Origin of the sequence: Paenibacillus sp. IHBB 10380 (assembly GCF_000949425.1) — a bacterium.
Taxonomy (GTDB): domain Bacteria; phylum Bacillota; class Bacilli; order Paenibacillales; family Paenibacillaceae; genus Paenibacillus_AQ.
In genome coordinates this window covers 3,228,817-3,251,684 of record NZ_CP010976.1, presented here as the reverse complement: position 1 = coordinate 3,251,684, position 22,868 = coordinate 3,228,817, and the positions used below count along the sequence as shown (strand labels likewise).

Genomic DNA, 22,868 nt, shown 5'->3' with positions numbered 1-22,868 from the left:
CATAATATATGATAGAGAATTCACAATAATGGAGGTAAAGTCATGACCTACAATGATACTTTTATCCGAGCATGCTTCAAACAAGATGTTAATCATGTACCTGTCTGGTATATGAGACAAGCAGGTCGCTATGATCCTGAATATCGAAAAATTAAAGAAAAATACAGTTTACTTGAAATATGCCGCCAGCCAGAGCTCGCAGCTGAAATATCGTTAATGCCTGTTCGGAAACTTGGTGTGGATGCAGCCATACTGTATTCTGATATTATGAATCCGGTTGCTTCACTTGGTATTGATTTCGATATTGTTAAGAATATCGGCCCGGTTATTGAGAATCCTATTCGATCTATGGCAGACGTGGAACGTCTTCGTCCGATTGATATAGATCAAGATTTGAGCCACATCATGGAGACGATCCGAATTCTAGATAAAGAGCTGGAAGTACCGTTGATTACGTTTGCAGGTGCTCCTTTTACAATTGCGAGTTATTTAATCGAGGGAAGACCCTCCAAAAATTACATCCATACCAAAACGATCATGTATAGTGAACCGAAAATATGGCATGCGTTGATGGACAAGCTTGGAGATATGGTAATTACATATGTACGAGCTCATATTGCCAATGGGGGTAAAGCATTCCAACTATTCGACAGCTGGGTGGGAGCTTTGGCACCACGAGATTTCGAGAAATTCGTACTTCCGACGATTACACGTATCTTTGCCGAATTATCCGATTTGAATGTACCTAAAATTTATTTCCCTGGTGTAAGCTCTGGAGAACTACTTCCAACTCTTACGAATCTTCAGACGAATGTAATGGGACTCGATTGGAGAGTATCCATACCAGAAGGACGCAGACGAACAGGTAGCCGTTTCGCTATGCAAGGGAACATGGATCCGTTCGTTTTGACAGCGTCGATGGATGTCATCAAGCAACATGCCAAGCTTATTATTGACGAGGGTATTCAGGAACCAGGTTATATTTTTAACTTAGGTCATGGCTTGTTCCCAGAGGCTTCCCTTGATAAACTACGAGAACTGACTGCTTATGTGCAGGAATACTCAGCATCCCTTTTACAATCGGTTTCACGAGTTTAATTTTTACATGAAGTTAACTTTATCAAGAGGTGAAATAGATATGAAAACCAAGATAGGTGTCTTAGTTATGTCGTATGGAACACCGGAGAGCTTAGAAGGTATAGAGGCTTATTACACACATATACGTAGAGGCAATGCTCCTACAGCAGAGCAACTGCAAGATTTAGTTGGGCGTTATGAGGCTATCGTTGGTGGTGTTTTTCCACTTCGAGAGAATACGAATCAGCAGGTCAACCAACTGCAAAATGCTCTCAATCATGCTAATGAACATTCGGAACTTGAATTTGTTTGTTACCAAGGATTGAAGCATGCATCTCCATTCATTGAAGATGGTGTTGAGCAGATGAAGAAGGACGGCATTGAGCGTGCGGTAGGTATTGTACTTGCACCACATTATTCAGTGATGAGTGTAGGGACGTATATCAAGCGAGCTGAGGAAAAGGCGACAGAGCTCGGGATTGAAATGTCCTTTGTACGAAATTATCATCTCCATCCTCAATTAATCGAAGCTCTGAGTGAGCGGGTAAGCATGAAGCTTGACCGATTTGAGGAAGCGGGAGCGAATCGACAGGATGTTAGGGTATTGTTCAGTGCTCATAGTCTACCTGAACGAATCATCAAGATGGGAGATCCTTATCCTGAGCAACTATTGGAAACCTCTAGGGCTATTGCTGAACGGACGGGTGTTACGTCATGGCAGTTCACATGGCAAAGTGCAGGTCGTACAGGCGAACCATGGCTTGGACCTGACGTTCTTGATACGATGAGAACTCTGAGTAAAGAACAGGTTGAAGACGTTCTAGTTGCACCTATAGGGTTCGTATCTGATCATTTAGAAGTTCTATATGACCTTGATATTGAAGCTCAAGGGGTGGCTAAGGAATTAGATATGCGCCTGATGAGGATTGATTCATTAAACAGTGATCCATTGTACTTGGAGACGCTTCGGGATTCCATTATGAGTAATTTAACAACTGGAGAACAGTAATGATCGGGACTTCACCCAAAATTGTTATTATTGGAGGAGGAATAACAGGTCTTAGCGCCGCTTTCTACGTTCGTAAATTTTATCGTGAAGCGGGTATTGAACCTCGGATTACGATCTTGGAGAAGGGGTTATCTATGGGCGGAAAGATCGATACGCTCCATCGAGATGGATTCATCATTGAGAGAGGACCTGATTCGTTCCTTGCCCGTAAAACTGCGATGACCGATTTGAGTAATGAGTTAGGCTTAGAAGCTGAACTTGTTACGACTAATCCCGAAGCTAATAAAACGTATATTCTACATCACAACAAACTTCATCCCATGCCATCGGGTCTTGTATTAGGTATCCCAACTGAAATCGTTCCCTTTCTAAAAAGTGGACTTATTTCATTCGGTGGTAAAGTTCGAGCGTTAATGGATTTCGTAATTCCGCCACGGCGGAGTACAGAGGATGAATCGGTAGGAGATTTTATTGCGCGCAGACTAGGGCCGGAAGCGCTGGAGAATGTTGCGGAGCCACTTCTTGCAGCGATTTATGCAGGTGAAACGGGAAATCTGAGTCTTCAGGCTACCTTTCCTCAATTCGGAGAGGTGGAACGTGAATACGGTAGCTTAATTCGCGGTATGATGAGTGGGAAGAAGCCACTTATGGCTGATACAAGGACTGCTAATAGTACAATCCTAACTTATCGTAATGGATTACAGTCGTTGGTGACAGCTCTAGCGGAACAGCTAGATGATGTGGAGCAACTCCTAAATACAGGCGCGAGTGCACTCATTGTAAAAGAGTCCTTAGAAGCAGGAAGCCGTTATATTGTGCAGTTAGATAACGGTCAAGCGATTGAGGCGGATGATGTTATTATCACCACACCTAACGATGTTACTGCTGAGCTTTTACGCCCTCATTTAGATGTGGTTGCATTAGATGCAGTGAACTATGTATCCGTAGCGAACGTAGTCATGGCATTCTCTAAATCGGAAGTGACAGGTTTATTTGATGGCTCAGAATTTCTTGTCCCACGCAAAGAAGGCCGCAACATCACATCGTGTACATGGACATCGACGAAATGGTTGCATACAAGCCCAGATGATAAAGTGTTATTAGGTTGTTACGTAGGCCGGGCTGGGGATGAACAGAATGTTGAGCTTCCGGACGATGCACTGAAGGAGCTAGTACTCAAAGACCTGAAAGAGATCGTGGGTATTTCTGCTAAGCCTATATTTACAGAGATAACGCGTCTTATGCATTCTATGCCACAGTATCCAATAGGACATCTACAAGCCATAGAAACACTAAGACATCATTTATTCTCATCACTGCCTGGTGTGTATCTAACTGGAGCAGGATACGAAGGTGTTGGTCTACCCGACTGTATTAAGCAGGCTAAAGAACTAGCTATGCGATTGGTAACCTCTGAATCTTAAAATTAGGAAATCAAATAGAACTTCCCATGTTACACTGGGGGGTTCTATTTGTTCTTGAGAACCTGATATAATGAAAGATATGAGTCACGAACATGTTCCAAGAAGGAGTGAATATGTACCCACCAAGATCTCAAAAAAGAAATGCCCAGAAGAAGGGCAGACGGAAGCGAAAATTACGCGCATGGGGGTTATTAAATTTAAGTCTCATTGCGATGATAGCCATTGTCCTTTTATTAATGAATCAAGAGAAGGATTTAACCCCTTCTTCAACCGCGTCTTCACCAGCAAGTAATGTCTCTGATGGCGAGTCTACCAAAGTTCCTTCTGAATCAACAGAGTTGACAAGTACGGAAGAAGAGCCTGAACTTGTAGAGGTGACCGAAGAACCATCTGAAGAACCATCAGAAAAACAATCTATGGTAGAACAACAGCCCGAAGTTGAACAACCTGATTATACGGCTCCCTCAAAAGAGCATGACTCAACTCAGGGTTCTGTTGATACACAGGGCAAAACACAAGAAGCTAAGGGAGGAAACTCCGCACCCCCATCAGATTCAAGTCATACCGAAGACGATAAGACGGATTCGGGTCAGAAGCTGACCTTTCATTTTGCAGGGGATATGATCTTCTCGGGTAAAGTTGAGGAACGGTTGATGAAGGAGGGATATTCATATCCATTTGAACATTTAGGGGATCTGTTTCTGAAAGATGATTTGACCTTTGCTAATTTAGAGACGCCTGTTACAACAGGGGGAGTAGGTGCACTTGATAAGCAATTTGTCTTTAAGTCATCACCAGAGGCTCTTGTTGCTATTGAACAGGCAGGCATAGACGCTGTCAGTTTAGCCAATAATCATATCCTTGATCAGGGGGTAACTGGGCTATTAGATACATTGAAATATCTTGACAATAGCGGTATTGAGTACGCAGGTGCAGGTAAGAATGCTGAGGAGGCTTATGCTCCTAAGTATTTTAGTCGTAAAGGGGTGACTATTGCTTTTGTTAGTGCTACCCGTGTCGCTCCTGTGACGAGCTGGTTTGCTGGTAAGAGTACTCCGGGTGTGGCGCAGGCTTATGACTCTGCTTTAGTGATAGAGTCGGTTGCCGAAGCTCGTAAGAATGCAGATATCGTGATTGTGATGGCCCATTGGGGCAAAGAGCGTGCTACTGTGCTTGAGGCTCATCAGACCACACTAGCGCATAGTTTCATAGATGCTGGAGCAGATTTAGTTATTGGAGGACATCCCCATGTTCTTCAGGGACTTGAGCAATATAAAGGCAAATGGATTGCCTATAGTACTGGTAATTTTATATTTACAAAGTCCACTACAGAAGCTACATGGAAAACGGCTGTGTTCGAAGCGACTTGTACGAAGAAGGGTCAATGCGACATGAAGCTGATTCCGTTTCACGCTGAAATAGGTCAACCCGTACCGATGTTAGCTGCTGATGGAGAGAAACTAATGAAAGAAGTACAAAATATCTCAGTCGGTAATGTTACCATAAGTAAAGATGGTACGGTGAAGTCAGGTCTTTGATTTGTCCTTTAAGTTTCTTATGGAAATATAGGAGGGTACAATTTATGAATAACCTATGTGTAGCTCACCGAGGGTTCTCTAGTAAGGCACCTGAGAATACGCTAGCAGCCATAACCTTGGCGATGGAACAATCTTATGTTCATTGGATGGAGATTGATGTGCAGCTCTCTTCTGACGGTGTACCTGTTGTGATCCATGATTTCACTTTAGATCGGACAACGAATGGACACGGAAATGTGAGGGATCAGACGTGGGCAGAACTTGCACAGTTAGACGCTGGACAATGGAAAGGGCGAGCTTTTGAAGGAGAAAGAATTCCATCGCTAGATGAAGTGTTGAAATTGACTAGTGGACGACTAAATTTAAATATTGAGTTGAAGACAACGGGCAACATGTATCCTGGCTTAGAGCAAGCTGTGATGGAGAGGGTTTCTTACTACAAGATGGAGAATGATGTCGTATTGACTTCATTTGAAGTGGAATCTTTGAGAAAAGCGAAAGCATTAAATGCCTCCTTTAAAACGGGCCTAATTATCGATCGAAGACCGCTTGATCTGGTGAAGCAACTTATAGATCTAGAATGTTCCTTTTTATCCATTGGAGCTTCCCACTTAGATTCAAGTTTAACCACACTCCTTATTAGTGAAGGGATCCAGGTCATGGCCTGGACGATTGATAAGACAATAGGGATGAAGCGAATAGCGTCTATCCACCCTGAGATAATGATCTGCACGAATTGTCCAGATGTATGGAACAAAACCATGAATCCATGAAAATATTTGTGGCAATAAAATATAGTTAGGGGACTGAACTCACGATGAATTCACTGATTCGTAACGTATACTGTGTCGGACGTAACTACAAGTTACATGCACTGGAACTAGGGAATGATATACCTACGGAACCCATGATATTCATGAAACCTACTCATGCTGTTGTTCCTTGTAATGGTCATGTGATTTCTCTTCCCAAAGATCAAGGCGAAGTACATTATGAAGGGGAGATTGTGATCCTAATTGCACGAGATTATGAGCCAGGAATCAGCGTAAATGAGCTGGTGGATGTGATGGCGTTAGGGATTGATTTTACATTACGTGATGTACAGGGTACGATCAAACAAAAGGGACATCCTTGGACAGCTGCCAAAGGGTTCAAATCTTCAGCACCGCTCTCTCCTTATATTGCTTTTCCTGGGACGGAGGAGATCGCAAATCAAGACTTTACCGTGTTCATAAATAAATCAGAAGTCCAACGAGGCAATACTCGTGATATGATATTCTCTTTGCAGGAAATTGTAGATTATATAGCACTGCATTATGGGCTAGGTAAAGGTGACTTGATCTTTACAGGTACTCCAGCTGGGGTTGGAGCTGTAGCTTCTGGAGACGAATTTGAACTATTATGGGGAGATCAGCAGCTAGGTAGCTGTGTTGTTAGTTAATCGATGTTGTGGATCATCGGCGCTATTTGTGCACTTTTTGTTTCGGGGGGAGCTTACTGGAAGAAATCTCTCACTTTATCTGGCGCTTTAGCAGCCACGGTGATGGGGACGATTTATTTCGCAGCAGGTCATCTATTCTGGTTCGGTATACTTCTTGTATTTTTTGTTTCCTCATCAGCCTTGTCTAAATACAAGCAAAGTCATAAGAATGAATTAGAACAATCCTATGCCAAAACAGGTCGTCGCGATGCTGGACAGGTTCTAGCTAATGGGGGTCTTGGCATGTTGCTGTGTCTATTGAATGCCATTTGGCCCCATCCTGAATGGGCATATGCTTATGTAGGTATCATGGCAACTGTTACTGCGGATACTTGGGCTACAGAAATAGGTAGTTTAAGTCGTAAGCTTCCTCGTTCGGTTCTGAATGGAAGAAGGCTTCCTGCGGGTACGTCTGGTGGAGTATCACTCCTCGGCACGATGGCTGCTGCTATAGGCGGGGCTATGATTGGAGGATTTGCTTGGTTATTTGAAGTTATATCAGGCCCTTTAGATCGTTCACTTCTGATATGGTTACTTGTAGGGATTGTTGCGGGTTTAGTTGGGGCTTTCACAGATTCGATATTGGGTGCGTCATTACAGCTGATGTATAAGTGCCGTGTCTGTGATAAAGATGTTGAAGTGTTACACCATTGTGGGCAAGAAACAGTCAAGATTCGTGGCTTGAGTCTAATGAATAATGATGCAGTAAATATTTGGAGCTCCATTCTGGGCGGATGTGCAGCGCTAGTTATTGCTATACTGATGGATTTGTAAATAAATTGTCCAAATAAGATATGATAAGTGGGAATATACGGTATGAATATAATGACTGTTGAACATATAAGCAAAAGTTATGGAGAAAAGGTTCTTTTTCAAGATGCCTCTTTCGGTATGGAGGATCAGGACAAGGTAGGGATAATCGGGGTAAACGGAACAGGGAAATCAACCTTCCTACGTATTATTGCTGGGCTAGAAAAGCCAGATGAAGGGCAAATCTCGATTGGAAATACGGTACGGATGAGAATGTTGGACCAGAACCCTGATTTTGATCCTGAAATGACAGTACTTCAGCAAGTATTTCAAGGAAATGATCCACAAATGAAAGTTGTACGGGATTATATCCAGACGATGGATTTGCTTGAATTGAATCCAACAGATATGACGTTAGTTGAAAGAATGTTGGAGTTGAATCAAGAATTGGATGAATTGCAGGCTTGGCAGTTGGAAAGTGAAGCAAAGATTATCCTTTCTAAGCTTGGGATTACTCAATTTGATGCACTTATGGGGTCACTGTCAGGGGGACAGCGTAAGCGTGTTGGTTTGGCTAATGCACTTATTCAGCCGTGTGAGTTGCTTATTCTTGATGAGCCTACCAACCATATAGATAATGATTCAGTGGCTTGGCTGGAGCAGTATTTACAGAAACGTCGCGGAGCGTTACTCATGATTACCCATGATCGGTATTTCCTAGATCGTGTAGCCAATGTAATGTTGGAGCTGGATTACGGACGGTTATTTAAGTATGAAGCTAACTATTCTAAATTCCTTGAACTAAAAGAAGAGCGTGAAGAAAGAGAAGCTACGACAGAACACAAGCGTCAGAATCTATTGCGTTCAGAGCTGGCTTGGGTACGTCGTGGACCTAAGGCGAGATCAACGAAGCAGAAGGCACGGATTGATCGCTATGAGAAGCTGAAGGATCAACCAGGCATACAACGCGCGGGTGCCATGGATATATCGGTGGGTTCCACCCGTTTGGGACGTAAAATTCTAGAAATAGATCAATTGCACTATAGATTAGAGGATAAGGTTCTTATTCAGGATTTCAGTTATATCGCAGTCCCAGAAGATCGAGTGGGTATTGTCGGTCCTAATGGTAGTGGTAAATCTACATTATTAAATCTTATAGCTGGGAAGCTGGAGCCAAGTGGAGGAGAAAGTGTTCTAGGTTCTACGGTTAAAGTGGGATATTTCACTCAGGAACATCAAGAGATGAATGAGAAATTACGAGTGATCGAGTATATTAAGGAAGTAGCCGAAAATATAAAGACGGCTGATGGTGGAACGATTACTGCCGCTCAGATGTTAGAACGGTTCTTATTCCCACCCACACTTCAATGGTCACCGATCTCGAAGTTATCAGGTGGAGAGAAGCGGCGTTTATACTTACTTCAAGTCCTGATGGCAGCGCCAAATGTCCTTCTACTGGATGAGCCTACCAATGACTTGGACATTCAGACACTAGCCGTCCTAGAGCAATATTTAGATGAGTTCCCTGGCGTAGTCTTTACTGTATCTCATGACCGATATTTCTTGGATCGTACAGTGGATAAGATTGTTGCTTTTGAAGGGGAAGGAAATCTTAGAGTTCATGTAGGTTCCTATAGTGAATATGAGGAATGGATGAAACGTAATGTGACGAAAGCTCCAGAAAGTGATCAAGTGAAGCCAGCTCCTCAGCAGAGTCCCAAAGCTGAGATTCAAGTAAATCCTAAAGTGATGGAGTCATCTGCACCTCAGGAAAAGGTTAAATTCAGCTTCAAAGAGCAACGAGAGTACGATAGTATTGATCAAATGATTGAGAAAAGTGAACAGAAGATAGCAGATATTACGTTGAAGATGGAAGAAGCCTTTAATGATTCTGCACTTCTTCAAGAGTTAATGCAGAAGCAGCAAGAGGCACAATCGGAGCTTGAGCATTTGATGGAGCGTTGGACATATTTGAACGAGTTAGCAGAGAAGATCGAACAGGCTAAATCGTAAACCACTTTTATATAGATTGTAAACGCAAAAAAGCGAAAGGACGACTCTAAATCAAATAGAGTCGTCCTTTTGCCTGTGCGATTAGGTGATATTTATTATTACTGGACGCTAGTTGTTGAAGGGGACCTCAATCGATAATATGGGGTCTTCGATACTTGCATTACACATGCACATAATGTAATTCCTAATAATAGCATCACCAGAACCCCTGTGATTACGACAATTTGAAGTGGAATAAACCCCGTAGCGACTCCGAGCGCCATGGTTGTGATGATGATCAATATAGCTTGAATAAAATCATTTAGACTACCTATCCTGCCCATTAAATCAACTGGGACATTGTTCTGATAAAATGTAGCGAAACCTGTATTTACGAAAGCAAGGAAAAAAGCTAGTATAAAACATCCAACAGCTGCGATAAGAAATGAACTTGAGAAAGCATAAATCATATAACCAAAACAGACACCTAATGACCCGATCCCAATCATCAACGATATCATGAGTTTTTTAACAATAAGGGTGTTAATCATAGCTCCGACAATAATACCTGCCCCCGCAATGCTGACAAGAACACCATATTCACTTTCAGTCAAGTGTAGCACCAGCGTAGCAAACGAAGCTTCAAGTGAGTCCACTGCTGATGCCATGACCACCATTACACCTCCAAATAAAAAAATGATTGCCATAACATAGACGTTTTGTCGATAAAATTGTATAACAATGTTCCAGTCTTTTTTTAATAATGCCAAAGATATTCTTGACTCTGGTTCTGGATTCTTATTAGTTCTATGTTTCTCTAAGTTCGGCATTAGCAAAGTGATGACTCCTGAAATAAATAAAGCTAAGGCATTAATGTAGATTGCCATAACAGGAGAACCTATTAAAAATAGAACTCCAGCGATAGCTGGACCTATTAGAAAGGCCCCAGAACTGATCAAGCTATTAAGCGAATTAAACCGTGGTCTTTGCTCGGGTGGAATCAGTTGTGTTATGTAGGTCATAGATGTGGGTCCAAACATGGAACCGGCCATGTTTATTAGAATGGCAAGTATATATGTGTACCAAATAGAAGAGAACAAAAACAAAGGTAACAGCGTTATTAACATAGCCCGAAGTATATCGAGCAAGGCCATCAGATTTCGCTTATTCAAGCGGTCTATGAGGCTGCCAGACCAAAGATTCGTGAAAAGGCACGCCAAAGGCCTTAGAATATAAAGCACCGAGACAGCGAGTGGTGACTTCGTAATATCGAGTACCATTAAGTTAAGCGCGATAAAATAAATCCATGAGCCTAAATTAGATATTCCTATGCCAAACAATAAAATCGAAGAATATTTCCAATATTCTAACCTGCGTTTTACTTTCATAGGGTTACTCCTTCGCTGTTTCATCTCTATAATTGTTACACAACAACAAAAAAATCCCACCCCCAAGACCGTAGTCTTGAGGACGAGATTGAATTATTCGTGGTACCACCCCAGATTCGTTAATATGTCGCCATATTAACCTCTTCAAGTACGGCATTACAACAATGCTTATACTCTAGCTCTATAACAGGAGCTCCTGTCACATCATCCCCAATGAATTTACGGTTCCGATATGATGCTCATAGACTTGGTTCAATGAATAATTCTTTACTCCTTCTCAGATTTCGGAGCTCTCTGTTAAAGAATCCATTCATTTACTCTTCTATTCATCGCATTTGGAATATTTGAACTATTGTATCCATTAATTCAATTATAGTAAATATATTTTTGTGGATTTTGGTGAAGACTAGCCATCCTCAATTTATGATACTCGAATGAACACAGTCTAGGTTTGTCGTAGGTATGCAGCTAATAGTTTAGCTGTGTTGAAGACAGCCTGTTTATGAGTTCGCTCCATGGCATGTGATGCATGAACGCCAGGACCAATTAATGCAGCGCGGATATTGTTTCCACCACTAAGGGCAGCGGAGGCATCAGACCCATAATGGGGATAAATATCAACAGCATAAGGAATTCCTTGGGATTCAGCTAGGGCGATTAGACGATTAGTCATATTATAATCGTAAGGGCCAGAAGAATCCTTGGCACAGATGGATACATCGGTTTCCTTACAACTTAGATCGTCTCCGATACATCCCATATCGACAGCAATCATTTCCTCAATATCGTCAGGAATATAGGACGCACCATGTCCTACCTCTTCGTAGTTTGAGATCAGGAGCTTCAGATTAGTCTGAGGCTTCCAGCCTTCACGGTTCATGGATTCTAGTAAGCCGAATAATGCCGCAACACTAGCCTTATCATCAAGGTGACGTGATTTAACATATCCACTGTCCGTTACGACAACTCTTGGATCAAATGAAACGAAGTCACCCACGGAAATGCCAAGCTTCTTAACGTCTTCATTAGAATCAACAAGTTCATCAATTCTGACTTCCATATGCTCTTCTGTGCGCTTGAAGTCACGTGCATCACTATAAACATGTACTGATGGATGTGTACTAAGAATAGTTCCTGTGTAAGTTTGGCCACTGCGTGTGTGGATGATACAGTATTCATTCTCCATCGATTGCATCATGAATCCACCGACTATCGTAAGACGGAGCGTTCCATTGGGTTTAATGGCCCGCACCATAGCTCCTAATGTATCCACATGCGCACTCAAGGCAATCGTACGGCTGTTATTATGTCCTTCGACACTTAGGATAGCACCACCCTTGTTATTCCACGTCAGAGGTACACCTAGGGACTTCGCCTCATCCTCAACAACTTTCATAACTTCGTTTGTAAAGCCGGTTGGGCTTGGAGTATGAAGAAGCTTCTGAAGCAAGGTTAGAATATATTGTTCATTTGGTTGGATCGGTTGGATCGACAAAAGGTTCTGCCTCCTTAGGTTTGTTGAGATTAGTGATTTCGAAATCAGGAATAATTTCAGCTTGTGCAAGCTGATGCGTTAGACGCTTTACTTGTTTTTGGAGCTTATATTGTCTGAATATTCCATAAGAACCAACAATAATACCCCCAATAAGTGTACAACCCAAGATAAGTACGATAAGTGGAATATGTACAACGTTAAACATCAAATTCACTTCAACAGGATTTACATTGATTACTGCAAAAATAGCAGTCAACAATGCGAATAATAATCCAGCTATTAACGACCATTGCATCTTCATGTCGACATCTCCTTCTCATGATATTATAAAATCCCTTGACCTAGTGGACAAGGGATTTTATAACAATCACATGTTTATTTAGTCAACTGTTCCATTTGTGTAATTAAATCTCCGAATACGCTCATTGCTTCACGGATTGGCTGTGGTGAAGACATGTCGACCCCTGCTTTTGTCAAAATATTAATGGAGTAGTCGCTGCCGCCACTCTTCAGGAAGTTGAGATAGCGATCGACTGCGGGCTGTCCTTCCTCCAAAATCTGTTTGGAAAAGCTTGTTGCTGCTGAGAAGCCTGTCGCATATTTGTATACGTAGAAGCTGTTATAGAAGTGGGGAATACGAGCCCATTCCATACTGATGTCTTTATCTACGGTCATATCCTTACTATAATATTTTACATTCAGATCATAGTAAATGTCTGAAAGTGCTTGCGGTGTGAGAGACTCACCTTGTTCAGCATGCTCGTGTACAATTTTCTCGAATTCTGCAAACATGGTTTGACGGAATACGGTTGTGCGGAACTGATCGGCATAATAAGTGAGAAGGTACATTTTTTCTTTAGGATCCGTTGATTTCTTGAGCAAGTAATCCATGAGTAGTGCTTCATTGGTTGTAGAGGCAACTTCTGCTAAGAAAATCGTGTATTGCGCATCACGGTATTTCAGGTTGTTGTCTGAATAATAGGAATGCAGGGCGTGACCCATCTCATGCGCCAATGTGAACATACTGTTCAGGTTTTCATTGTGATTGAGAAGGACATAAGGGTGAGTGCCGTAAGCTCCCCAGCTATATGCTCCTGTACGTTTACCCTCATTCTCATACACATCAATCCAACCTTTGTCATAACCATCTTGTAGAGCACTTAGATAGTCTTCACCAAGTGGCTTCAAGCCTTCTTTCACGGTTGCTTTCGCTTCTTCGTAAGTGATATCCATCTTGTACTCATCTACGAGTGGGGCGAATAAATCATACATGTGTAGTTCATCGACACCGAGTAGCTTTTTACGAAGCTTCATGTAGCGATGCATCAGAGGTAAGCTCTCATGTATCGTATCAATAAGGTTAGTGTAGACTTCCTTCTCAATATTGTCGCTATAGAGAGACATCTCAAGTACAGAGGGATATTTACGTACACGAGAATAGAATATATTCTTGTTCACATTAGCACTTAAAGTGGCTGCAATGGTGTTCTTCTGCTTACCATAAGTATCATATACCGCTTGGAAAGCACGGCTGCGAACTTCACGATTAGGATTTTCTAGGAACTGAGAATAGTTACCATGGGTAAGTTCAACTTCCTTCCCATTCTCATCCTTAATTTTAGGGAATTTCATATCTGCATTATTAAGCATTCCAAAAATCGTCTGAGGCGCTTGGGATAGGTTGCCGACCTGAGCCAGCAATGCCTCTTCAGCCTTAGTTAGAATATGAGCTTTCTCACGTTTCATTTCTTGTAATGTAAATTTATAATCAGTGAGGGCTGGATCAGCAATGAATGCGTCAAGTTTATCATCGGGTAGAGATAGAACTTCAGGTGTGATGAAAGATAGGGCTTCGCTTACTTCAACACTTAACTTCTTAGCTTTTTGTGTGAGTGCTTGATATGTAGGGTTCGTGGTATCTTCATCATGATGCATGTGTGCATACACGAATAGACGTTCAACATGATAAGACAATTCATCTTCTAACTCGAAACAAGCTTTAACGGCTTGAACTGAATCTAAAGTGCCTTGAAAATCATTAGTCTTTTTAGTCTTCTTCTGAACTTCAGTATAGGTTTGATCCCAAGCTGCTTGATTAGCGAACATATCTTGTAGGTTCCATTGATTCTCAACAGGTACGTCTGAGCGTTTCTTAATTTTATCCATGTGAATCCTCCTTAAATGATTTAGAGATGAAGACTGAGTAGTCTGTGCCGCTAAAGAAGGTGATGTTGAAGGGATGGGAAAGAGACTAAGTGTGAGTATGAATGATACGATCTTGGTTAACTTCACAAGAGGTACCTCCTTTACATATACAATCACACTTAGTATGACCCTTCCAAAAAAAGATTATTTATCCTTCTGCTATTAACTTAGGCACCCATGCTTAGAAAGCTGAATATGATTAACGAAAAGGCAATCAGAATCATGATGATGGCAGTGAGTGCCATCCAGCGCTTTAAGGCAGGCGGGACGGAGTTTTTGGCCATAATCAAAGCAACTCCAAGCAAGAAAGAAAGGATAATAAAGATAAGTGTGTCTCTAGAATCCATAGGGTATTATACCTCTTTAAAAGCAGCCATTAATTGGTGCCACTCTTCTTCATTATTCTGGAACTCTACTTTGGGGAAGCGGTTATTAGCCCAATGCATCAAAGCTGGGCGACTGAGGAACGTATGAGTCTCTTCTCCCCATTGATCAGATATTTCACGAAGAACGATATATTTGCCTTGAACCTCTATCGTCATCATATTCCAGTTGTCTTTTTTGTATATTTCATGTTTTTTAATCATATGCACTTCTCCGTTTACTCTTTTTGTAAAATGATAACGCAGACACCCTTGTAAAAGCAAATATAAACATTGAAAATATGGAAAAGATGCTTTGTGATGTGAAATTCATGAAAAATAATTTCGGTATTCGCCATCATTGGCGGTCATTTTGGGAGGTTGTTTATTTGAAGGGTACAGTTAAATGGTTCAACGCGGAAAAAGGTTATGGATTCATTCAAGTAGAAGGCGGCGAGGATGTATTTGTTCATTTCTCAGCCATTCAAGGGGAAGGCTTTAGGACTTTAGATGAAGGTCAAGCGGTTGAATTTGATACAACTGAGGGTAGTCGTGGACCTCAAGCAGCTAACGTTAATAAATTATAAGAGGCTGTTCACAAGTCACCTATTGATTACGAAGTAATGAACTCGCATTATAAGACGACTTCATCGTCATATTCACTGAGGATATAATGTAGCTAATGGCAAGCGCACAATTCTATGGATAAATAGAACTGCGCTTTTTTTGTTATAAACCGTGTTTAATGCCTTTGACCGGAACCATGGCAGAATGATACACTAGTTGGGACGAATTATACATTTTTATAGGGAGCGCTATCGCTATGCCAAAGTTTAAGTTGTTTAAAGATCGTAAGGGTAAGGCTGACCAAGCCAAGAACAATAAGTTTGTGAAGCTTGGCCGTGAAATTTATGTACAGGCACGTAAAGGTGGTCCGAATCCGGATGCCAATTTCGGTCTGAAGACAGCTATTAATAATGCTCGGCAGATCAATATGCCGGTGGATAACATTGAACGTGCAATTAAAAAAGCATCGGGCAATGGAGAAAATGTGGAGTACGATGAGATTTACTACGAGGGTTATGGTCCAGGTGGCGTAGCGATTATGGTTAAATGCTTAACCGATAATCGTAATCGTACCGCGGCGGATGTCAGATCCATTTTTAATAAGCGCGGGGGCAATATGGGTGAGTCTGGTTGTGTTGCCTATATGTTCGATCAGAAAGGGATGCTGGTTATTGATCGTGAGAAATTCGCGGATCTAGATGAAGATACCCTCATGATGCAGGCTATTGAGTCTGGTGCAGACGATATGGTGACGAATGAAGATACCTTCGAAGTATTGACACATCCACATGAGTTTGAATCTGTTAAGAGTGCGATGGAAGAAGCGAAATTTGAATTTAGTAGCTCTGAAGTAAGCTGGATTCCGCAGAATACGGTAGATGTTGAAGGTGAGAATGCAGAGAAGCTATTAAAGATGATGGATGCTTTCGAAGACAATGATGATGTGCAAGATGTATACACTAATTTTGAGATTAGTGATGAAGAAATGGCTAGACTTGGTTAAAGGGATTTCTTCATAACAATAAATAAAGGCACTGATCGCTTATGGAAACTCTCAAGCGGCAGTGCCTTTATTTATTCTACAATTCGTAATATTTCATCAATTTCTTTACGGGCTATAGCTTTAGGTTGCACCTTGGGGTAGCCTAATGCGATGACCATGTTAAGTTGTCGGTCGTTAGGAATATCTAGATAGTCTCTGAGTTGCTTCTCAGCGAGTAGAACAGGACCCGTCATAGGACAGGTTGCAAGACCCTTTGCATGGGCAGCGAGCATCATGTTTTGTATCGCTAAGCTTGAGCTCTTGATTCCCTCTTCGTTCCAAATGGTCTCATTTCCGAATCCAATAGGGTCAAAGATACGGTCGCGAAATTTCGAGGTGTAGGCGGTAGCTAGACAAACAATCAGAACAGGTGCATCCGCAAACGCTGTGGCGTAAGGACCGAACGATTTCACTAAGAGTTTGGCTTCGCGTGCGAGGCCATTGTCTTCGGCAATCTTAGCCATACGATGGAGCTGCTCCCATGTTATCTGTTCAATTTCTTTGATTGTGGATCGATTCATAATTGCGATGAACTCCCAAGTCTGGGAATTGGTATCACTAGGTGCATACCTCGCACAATCGATCATATCTTTCACATCCTGCAAAGACACATTCTGGTCAGTGAAATTCCGAACACTACGGCGTGAGTGGATGACTTCTCTTAATTGATCAAACTGCACGGAAGGCCCCCTTTTTCTACAGATCCATTATAAATACAGATTAATTAGTACTTGATACTAATACTAACTCATAATCATTATAACGATAATGTCTCTTTATACGCAAATGAAATTGAAAAAAAATCGATCAGATGGAATATCTGCTCGGGCTTTCGGGAATAGAGTATGAAGATGAGAGCGGTTCAGGTGATGATATGAATAAGGCTCCTGTGATTTCATCAGTTTTCTACATTTTCTGCAACAATAAATTTGTGACTTTGTTTATTTGTGCAAAATCAAGGTACATATTATAATAGTGATGATTTGAAATGAATAGTGTGCAACAATGTGGAGGCAACGTCATTGAAATATAATGAGAAGAGCCAATATCAAGTTCCGCGAAACCCATTAAATTTAATGAGTCGGGTATATAAGCATATATTACCAGAAGTACGCAAGGAACTAGACGGCTGGCGTAAAGTAGCTGGAGAGATCCCTGATCTAGAGCTTAGAAAGCAGGCACTCGATAGTCTTGAAACCAAACAGTTTCATTGTCAGGGTGGTGCAGTGTATGCTGCCATTGAGTTGCCAGAACGTCATACTTTAATAAAATTAATTGTGGCATATCAGACGATCAGTGATTATCTGGACAACCTTTGTGATCGTAGCACTTCTATGGATCCGGAAGATTTCCGGCTCCTACATCAGTCTATGCTTGATGCCATTAATCCCGATGCACTGCCATTGCATTATTACGCTTTTCGACAAGAACAGAACGATGGGGGTTACTTACTTAAATTAGTTGAGACTTGCCATAGCTGCATTCGGCTTCTCCCTGGTTATGCGATAGCGTTACCTTTTATACAGGATTTAGTAGGGCTATATACAGATTTGCAGGTATACAAGCATATAGATCCTGAACTTAGAGAAGAAGCCTTGCTGAATTGGTGGTCAATACACCGGGATCGAACGCCACAATTGGGATGGAATGAATTTGCCGCCGCCACGGGATCAACCGTAGGTGTGTTCATGCTTTTTCTATCTGCTACGGATCCTCATTTGGACCAAGCAACGGTAGCCACAATTCATTCTTCGTACTTTCCACATGTCTGTTGTTTACATATTATGTTGGATTACCTGATTGATCAGGAAGAAGATAGGGTGGGCGGCGATCTGAATTTTTGTAATTATTATAAAGACTCTGAAACCCTGCTGGATCGGATTGCGTTCATTGTTGAATCTGCTAGGGAGGATGTTGCCAATATCCCTTCACCTTCATTTCATCGCCTTATTATTGAAGGGTTACTGGCAATCTATTTATCTGATCCCAAAGTTAGAGAGCAACAAGAGGTTCGCTCCATTTCTAAGCGTTTGATGAGAAAGAGTCCATGGACTAGACTTTTCTTTTTTATGAATAGTCGATGGATACGTAAGCATTTATATAAGTAGCCATACAGAAATAGGAGGCGTCAGAAGTCATGACAGTGAAAAAAATTGCAATTTTAACAAGCGGTGGAGATTCTCAAGGAATGAACGCAGCAGTACGCGCTGTTGTTCGTAGTGGTTTGTTCTATGGTTTAGAGGTATTTGGTATTCAAAGAGGTTATCAAGGGCTTTTGAATGATGATATTTTCTCCATGGATCTACGTAGTGTAGGAGATATTATTCAGCGTGGAGGAACAGTACTACAATCTGCGCGATGTAAAGAATTTATGACGCCTGAAGGACAGCAAAAAGGTGCTGATATTCTCCGTAAACGTGATATTGATGGACTTGTGGTTATCGGTGGAGATGGTTCATACCACGGTGCTAATAAATTGAGTAAATTAGGGATTAACACGATGGCGTTACCAGGAACGATTGATAATGATATTTCGTTTACTGATTTCACTATCGGTTTTGATACAGCTGTAAGTATTGTTGTAGATGCCATTAATAAACTACGCGATACGATGTCTTCTCATGAACGCTCTTCGATTGTAGAAGTTATGGGTAGACATTGCGGAGATATCGCTCTACATGCGGGTCTAGCTTCCGGTGCCGAAACAATCCTAGTGCCAGAAGTGCCTTACGATATGGATGAAATTGCTAAAAGAATGGAACAGAACTTCGCTCATGGTAAGCGTCATAGTATAGTGATTGTAGCTGAGGGAGCAGGTAACGGTGAAGACGTTGCCAAAGGCCTTGTTGAACGTTGTTCAACATTGGAACCGCGAGTGACTGTACTCGGTCATATTCAACGTGGAGGAACACCAACGCCAGCAGATCGTAATCTTGCTAGTCGACTGGGTGATTTCGCTGTTCGTATGCTTATTGCAGGTGAATCCGATAAGGCTTGTGGTATGATAAAGGGAGAATTAGTACTTACAGATATAGACAAAGTGGTGAATAGCAAAAAGAATTTCAACATGGAGTTATATGAATTAGCTGCACGTCTTTCTCAATAATTGTAGCTCAATAATCAATAAGAGGGTGTCCCATAAGCCATAAGAAAATGGTCGGGGACACCCTTTTTTGAATCTTAAATATTGAAGAAAGCGGGAAACAACATGCGAATGTATCTTCCTATTCAACCCTCCATTTTAGAACGCGACGTATCAGATTCTAATTATCGTTATCAAGAATATTTGCCAAGTAGAAGCTTGGAATCTTATGTTGCTTGTTATTGGACCGTTGACGTCAAGGCATCGGACTCGAATAAATTGCACCGTATCTTACCGGATGCTTGTACAGATATTATATTTGACTTGAGAGCATCCTCTTTTTCAAAAGGAGCTTTTGTTGTCGGGCTGATGACCGACTTTGCAGTCATGAATCTTTCTCAAACTGAATCCTTATTTGGAATTCGTTTTTTTTCAGATGCTGTACGTCCTTTTTTTAAATATCCTGTATCCGAGTTTATCGGAAATCATGTTTTTCTTGAAGATATATGGGGGAAAGAAGCGGCATTGATTACAGAAGAGATTGTATCAGCTACCGGAGTCTTGGAAATCATTGAAAAGGTAGAATTAATATTAATAAGAATGCTACTTCTAAATGAATTTCCAACAGATGGTTTGCTACAAACAGGTATGCGATATATGTATGATCAACAGGGAAGAATGTCCATACGTACTTTAGCGGAAAAGCTTAGTTACAGTGAAAGAACTATAAGAAGAACGTTTCAAAAGGAGTTGGGGGTCAGTCCAAAGGAACTTGTAGGTATCATTAGATTTCAGAGTCTGCTGCACGAGCTATATCTTACCACGCAGTCTAGTTTTACTGATATTGCTGTGAAGTATGGATATTATGATCAACCTCATTTTATTAAAGATTTTAAGCGCTATTATGGGATGTCGCCTAACCAAGTTTTTACAACGAACTTAGGGATGAAGTAAACATGTCCGTTTTTTACAATCAAGTATAGCTATAATATGTGATTATATAGATAAACAAATGATAGGAGTGAAATCCATGAAGTTAAAATTAGATATGGTTGGTATTGTCGTTAAGGATATGAAAGAAGCGTTAGATTTTTATCGTGTGCTTGGTTTTGAGATTCCCGATCAGGTGAATGAGGATAAGCATGTAGAAGTGATACAGGATGGTTTTCGGTTAGCTTTTGACAATCAAGATATGATCAAAGAAATCTACGGGAGCTGGGAAGAGCCGGCAGGACATCGAATTGAGCTAGCGTTTTTATGTGACGATGCGGAATCGCTAAACGAGTTGTACAAGAAGGTCGTTGACAATGGATATGTCAGCCACCGTGAACCTTGGGATGCTTTTTGGGGTCAACGCTATGCTATTGTTCAAGACCCCGATGGGAACCTGATCAGTCTGTTTGCGTGAAGCTAGTACATATCCTAAAGGAAAATCGGTTTTTGCCATACCCTACCTTGCTATTAGAAAAAATAAAGAGGCGTCCCTAGTCATTTTTATGACTTTGAACTGCACCCCTCAACTGTTAGACACAACTAACAATTGGGGGTGCAGTACACTTAGGGGAAGCCTCTTTGCTATCGGATTTCCGCCGCTGTAAGATTAAGAAATGTGTTTTCCAGTGAAACGGCGTTGCACCCGAATTAATCGCCATAAGAGTAACGTAGCACCTATAGCTAGTCCCACAATGAGACCTATCCAGTAAGAGTCAGCACCAAGAGACGTATTTCTATCTAGTAAATACCCCAGTGGAAGACCGATAACCCAATAAGAGATGAATGCAATAATAAAAGCTGGATTCACGTCCTTGTAGCCACGAAGCGCACCTTGTGTAGGTGTTGCAACGGCATCTGATATTTGGAAAAATATCGCAAAGATTAAAAAATGCTGTATAAGCTCAATGACATGGCTTTCCTCAGAATACAGTCCTGCGACCTGCTTACTTGCAACAATAAGGATCAGTGCTGTAGCAAGAGAGAGAATCACAGCAGTACTTATTCCGAGAATAGCATATTGCCGGGCATCCTTAAGGCGCCCAGCTCCCTTTTCAAAACCTACTAAGATGGTCAAAGCTGTACAAATACTGAGTGGAATCATATATAACGTCATTGAAAAATTCATTGCTGCTTGATGGGCCGCGATCGTGACGGTATCGAAACGGATCATCATAAGAGTCACCGCAGCGAAGACTGCGGTCTCGAAAAAAATAGAGAAACCGATGTTAGGTGATATAAAAGTGGGGAACCATTTTTGTTGATTTAACTGGATTTGCCTCGATAAGTGATAAGGACGAAAAAGTTAAAGTCTGGAACCACTAGAATTTACCATTTAGAAAAAGTTGGAAACTTAGTCTGACGGCCATTTTCGTTTCCCACACTCCAAGGGCAGTGTGAGTGAAAAATATCAGAAATTGATGTGCTGTGAATCTTCGTGCTGTGTCTACATAATCTAATTAAACAAAGTGGAGGCTATTCTTGGTCTATATTATTGGAACATTTAAAAACCTTGTTAATTTGGAAGACAGATTCAATATTGTATGTATGACGTAAATTATAAATAATTAAAGAAAATTTATCTGTATTGATTGACCTTACCCTTACAGGAACCTTTATATTTAAAGTACTACACAACAGGAGGTGATTGTTATGCTTTCAATTGGTGAGTTCTCTAAAATATCACATCTCACTCTAAAAACGCTTCGCTACTATGATGAAATTGGTCTTCTAAAGCCTGCTTGCACAGACGCTACAAGCGGATATCGTTACTATAATGTCTCACAATTGGAAACAGCATTATTGATTACACGCTTAAAAAACTATTTATTTACTCTCGAAGAAATCAAGGTTATTTTTACTAATTGGCAGGATGCCGATCTTTTTCAAGCTAAAATGAAGGCCAAACAAGAAAATCTAACGCAACAGATAACTTGTTATTCATCTCTATTAAAGAAATTGGAGCTTGATATTCAACTATTAAAAGAAGAGAAAACCATCATGGGTTATTTAAACCAGATTGACATCAAACTTGTCGATCACTTAAAATTAAATATTTTATCTCAGAGAAAACAAATTAATATTTCTGACTTCTTAATGCACTTTAATGAATTGTTTAGCAAAGTAGTTTTTAAAAAATTAAGACCTGCGGCTAATCCGCTTGCTATTTTTCATAGTGCAGAATATGTACCAGAAAATTATGACGTAGAAATTGCGATCCCCATTGTAGAAACCACAAATGAAACAAAAGTGTTTAACCCTGGTCTTTGTGCAATGGCAACGTTAATTGGTTCTTATGATGAATTACCTTCTATTCATACAAAGTTACATGCATGGATTGAAGAAAATCATTATAAACTGAGTGGTGCTCCTTTTGAAGTTTATCAAACGGACCCTCATACAACACAGGAGGAAAATACTATCATAGAAATATATTTCCCAATAAAATAAATACACGAAGGAGCAT

22 protein-coding genes, 1 pseudogene and 1 other annotated feature are annotated in these 22,868 nt (G+C 41.0%); of the genes and pseudogenes, 15 read left to right on the top strand and 8 right to left on the bottom strand.

Annotation, left to right across the window (positions count from 1 at the left end):
- Window positions 1–42 precede the first annotated feature (42 nt).
- From hemE to UB51_RS14375, 8 genes are all read left to right on the top strand, one after another.
- Window positions 43–1,098 (top strand): uroporphyrinogen decarboxylase, encoded by a 1,056-nt coding sequence (hemE, locus tag UB51_RS14410; protein WP_044877888.1) that lies wholly within the window; start codon window positions 43–45, stop codon window positions 1,096–1,098.
- A gap of 40 nt (window positions 1,099–1,138) precedes the next feature.
- Window positions 1,139–2,086 carry a ferrochelatase gene (gene hemH, locus UB51_RS14405; RefSeq protein ID WP_044877887.1) on the top strand — a complete coding sequence of 316 codons (948 nt, stop codon included), beginning with the start codon at window positions 1,139–1,141 and terminating at the stop codon, window positions 2,084–2,086.
- Window positions 2,086–3,510: a protoporphyrinogen oxidase gene (gene hemG, locus UB51_RS14400; RefSeq protein WP_044877886.1), complete on the top strand. Its 1,425-nt coding sequence runs from the start codon at window positions 2,086–2,088 to the stop codon at window positions 3,508–3,510. The genes hemH and hemG overlap by 1 nt, the downstream gene beginning before the upstream one ends.
- A gap of 113 nt (window positions 3,511–3,623) precedes the next feature.
- Window positions 3,624–5,048: a CapA family protein gene (locus UB51_RS14395; RefSeq protein WP_044880170.1), complete on the top strand. Its 1,425-nt coding sequence runs from the start codon at window positions 3,624–3,626 to the stop codon at window positions 5,046–5,048.
- A 44-nt stretch (window positions 5,049–5,092) separates the two neighbouring features.
- Window positions 5,093–5,821: a glycerophosphodiester phosphodiesterase gene (locus UB51_RS14390; protein ID WP_044877885.1), complete on the top strand. Its 729-nt coding sequence runs from the start codon at window positions 5,093–5,095 to the stop codon at window positions 5,819–5,821.
- Window positions 5,822–5,865: 44 nt separating this feature from the next.
- Window positions 5,866–6,489 (top strand): fumarylacetoacetate hydrolase family protein, encoded by a 624-nt coding sequence (locus UB51_RS14385; protein ID WP_044877884.1) that lies wholly within the window; start codon window positions 5,866–5,868, stop codon window positions 6,487–6,489.
- A 3-nt stretch (window positions 6,490–6,492) separates the two neighbouring features.
- Window positions 6,493–7,302: a DUF92 domain-containing protein gene (locus tag UB51_RS14380; RefSeq protein ID WP_044877883.1), complete on the top strand. Its 810-nt coding sequence runs from the start codon at window positions 6,493–6,495 to the stop codon at window positions 7,300–7,302.
- 42 nt (window positions 7,303–7,344) lie between these two features.
- The gene (locus UB51_RS14375; RefSeq protein ID WP_044877882.1) at window positions 7,345–9,291 is read left to right on the top strand and encodes an ABC-F family ATP-binding cassette domain-containing protein; all 1,947 of its coding nucleotides are present in this window, start codon (window positions 7,345–7,347) and stop codon (window positions 9,289–9,291) included.
- 98 nt (window positions 9,292–9,389) lie between these two features.
- Here UB51_RS14375 and UB51_RS14370 read toward each other — a convergent pair whose 3' ends face one another.
- The 6 genes from UB51_RS14370 to UB51_RS14345 form a co-directional block, all read right to left on the bottom strand.
- The gene (locus UB51_RS14370; RefSeq protein WP_044877881.1) at window positions 9,390–10,658 is read right to left on the bottom strand and encodes an MFS transporter; all 1,269 of its coding nucleotides are present in this window, start codon (window positions 10,656–10,658) and stop codon (window positions 9,390–9,392) included.
- Between the two features lie 75 nt (window positions 10,659–10,733).
- Window positions 10,734–10,997, bottom strand: a binding site (T-box leader).
- A gap of 106 nt (window positions 10,998–11,103) precedes the next feature.
- Window positions 11,104–12,147: a M42 family metallopeptidase gene (locus UB51_RS14365; protein ID WP_144407115.1), complete on the bottom strand. Its 1,044-nt coding sequence runs from the start codon at window positions 12,145–12,147 to the stop codon at window positions 11,104–11,106.
- Window positions 12,125–12,454, bottom strand: a complete 330-nt coding sequence (locus tag UB51_RS14360) for a LapA family protein (protein WP_044877880.1) — start codon at window positions 12,452–12,454, stop codon at window positions 12,125–12,127. The genes UB51_RS14365 and UB51_RS14360 overlap by 23 nt, the downstream gene beginning before the upstream one ends.
- A gap of 74 nt (window positions 12,455–12,528) precedes the next feature.
- Entirely contained in the window at window positions 12,529–14,319 is a 1,791-nt protein-coding gene (pepF, locus tag UB51_RS14355; protein WP_044877879.1) for an oligoendopeptidase F, read from the bottom strand.
- 206 nt (window positions 14,320–14,525) lie between these two features.
- A complete protein-coding gene (locus UB51_RS14350) occupies window positions 14,526–14,705 on the bottom strand; it encodes a hypothetical protein (protein ID WP_044877878.1) in 180 nt (59 codons plus the stop codon).
- A gap of 6 nt (window positions 14,706–14,711) precedes the next feature.
- Window positions 14,712–14,945 (bottom strand): hypothetical protein, encoded by a 234-nt coding sequence (locus UB51_RS14345; RefSeq protein ID WP_044877877.1) that lies wholly within the window; start codon window positions 14,943–14,945, stop codon window positions 14,712–14,714.
- A 164-nt stretch (window positions 14,946–15,109) separates the two neighbouring features.
- Between UB51_RS14345 and UB51_RS14340 the strand changes: the two genes are divergently transcribed.
- Together UB51_RS14340 and UB51_RS14335 are read left to right on the top strand one after the other, a co-directional pair.
- Window positions 15,110–15,307, top strand: a complete 198-nt coding sequence (locus UB51_RS14340) for a cold shock domain-containing protein (RefSeq protein WP_044877876.1) — start codon at window positions 15,110–15,112, stop codon at window positions 15,305–15,307.
- A 236-nt stretch (window positions 15,308–15,543) separates the two neighbouring features.
- Window positions 15,544–16,290 carry a YebC/PmpR family DNA-binding transcriptional regulator gene (locus tag UB51_RS14335; protein WP_044877875.1) on the top strand — a complete coding sequence of 249 codons (747 nt, stop codon included), beginning with the start codon at window positions 15,544–15,546 and terminating at the stop codon, window positions 16,288–16,290.
- 71 nt (window positions 16,291–16,361) lie between these two features.
- Here UB51_RS14335 and UB51_RS14330 read toward each other — a convergent pair whose 3' ends face one another.
- On the bottom strand, window positions 16,362–17,009 hold the full coding sequence (locus tag UB51_RS14330) for a nitroreductase family protein (protein ID WP_082063147.1): 648 nt from the start codon (window positions 17,007–17,009) through the stop codon (window positions 16,362–16,364).
- A 396-nt stretch (window positions 17,010–17,405) separates the two neighbouring features.
- On the opposite strand from UB51_RS14330, the gene UB51_RS14325 reads away from it, so the two are divergent.
- The 4 genes from UB51_RS14325 to UB51_RS14310 all read left to right on the top strand — a co-directional run bounded on the left by UB51_RS14325 (window position 17,406) and on the right by UB51_RS14310 (window position 20,819).
- Window positions 17,406–18,437 (top strand): tetraprenyl-beta-curcumene synthase family protein, encoded by a 1,032-nt coding sequence (locus tag UB51_RS14325; RefSeq protein ID WP_044880168.1) that lies wholly within the window; start codon window positions 17,406–17,408, stop codon window positions 18,435–18,437.
- A gap of 29 nt (window positions 18,438–18,466) precedes the next feature.
- Window positions 18,467–19,435, top strand: coding sequence for a 6-phosphofructokinase (gene pfkA, locus UB51_RS14320; RefSeq protein WP_044877873.1), 969 nt, complete (start codon window positions 18,467–18,469; stop codon window positions 19,433–19,435).
- A 102-nt stretch (window positions 19,436–19,537) separates the two neighbouring features.
- Window positions 19,538–20,365, top strand: coding sequence for an AraC family transcriptional regulator (locus UB51_RS14315; RefSeq protein ID WP_044877872.1), 828 nt, complete (start codon window positions 19,538–19,540; stop codon window positions 20,363–20,365).
- A 76-nt stretch (window positions 20,366–20,441) separates the two neighbouring features.
- On the top strand, window positions 20,442–20,819 hold the full coding sequence (locus UB51_RS14310) for a VOC family protein (RefSeq protein ID WP_044877871.1): 378 nt from the start codon (window positions 20,442–20,444) through the stop codon (window positions 20,817–20,819).
- A 192-nt stretch (window positions 20,820–21,011) separates the two neighbouring features.
- On the opposite strand, the pseudogene UB51_RS14305 reads toward UB51_RS14310, so the two are convergent.
- Window positions 21,012–21,629, bottom strand: a pseudogene (locus UB51_RS14305) (MATE family efflux transporter); the annotation flags it as partial.
- A 425-nt stretch (window positions 21,630–22,054) separates the two neighbouring features.
- Here UB51_RS14305 and UB51_RS14300 point away from each other — a divergent pair.
- A complete protein-coding gene (locus tag UB51_RS14300) occupies window positions 22,055–22,852 on the top strand; it encodes a MerR family transcriptional regulator (RefSeq protein ID WP_044877870.1) in 798 nt (265 codons plus the stop codon).
- The last annotated feature ends 16 nt before the right edge of the window (window positions 22,853–22,868 follow it).